At 44.5% G+C, this 863-nt stretch carries 1 protein-coding gene; it reads left to right on the forward strand.

Annotation, left to right across the window (positions count from 1 at the left end; genetic code table 11):
• Positions 1 to 288: 288 nt before the first annotated feature.
• On the forward strand, positions 289 to 863 hold a 575-nt coding region (locus KIV40_RS34090), incomplete at its 3' end, for an MBL fold metallo-hydrolase (protein ID WP_285353868.1).

An 863-nucleotide genomic window follows, 5' to 3' on the forward strand; every position in this document is an offset into this window, starting at 1 on the left:
CCAGAGACACTGCACAAAGTTACTGAAAACTTGGGTTGCTGTTCAATAAATACATCTTGAAAAACCAAACAGGGCACCGACAAATGAAATGCGCTGATCCCTTCAAACGCGATCACGGCAACCTTGATTGGATCTGTAGCGGATACTGGAGCTGTAGCGGACGAAGGCATAAAAGTGACCTCAATAAAACAATGGCCCAATTTGAGCGATAGATTACCTTAAACACAGTATGACACTTTTTCACTCTGCACCATAATTGTTGAACACTAATTCATCGGAGCAAACATCATGAAAATTCATCACCTTCGCAGTGCCACTTTTATCATTGAATCTGGCCAATACCGTATTCTGATCGATCCGATGTTAGGTGAAAAAGGTTCACTGCCTCCATTTTCTGTATTGCGTTTTAAAGCCGCCAAGAACCCAACCGTGGACTTGCCAGCCAATGCAGGGTCACTGCTTAATACAGTCACTCACGCTTTAATCACTCACAGTCAGACCTTTGGTTTCAAGCCCCTACAACATGGTGACCACCTAGACACGGCAGGTGAGGCTTTCTTGGTTGATAACGGCATTACAGTCGCAACACCAAGCAAAGATAAAGCTTACCTAGAGAAATATGGGATCACTGTGAGTCATGGTTTAGACAGTTGGGTAGAAACGGATTATCTAGAAGGCAAGATCACCGCTGTGCCAGCGCAACACGGTCATGGCTGGATTCATAAAGTAATGGCGAATGGCTGTGGGTTCTATTTAGAACTCCCGAACGAACCATCAATTTACATTAGTGGTGATACGGTACTGACTGACGACGTAAAACGAGCTTTAAGCGAACTCAAGCCAGACATTACAGTGGTCTCAAC

It is taken from the genome of Vibrio sp. D173a (assembly GCF_030248475.1).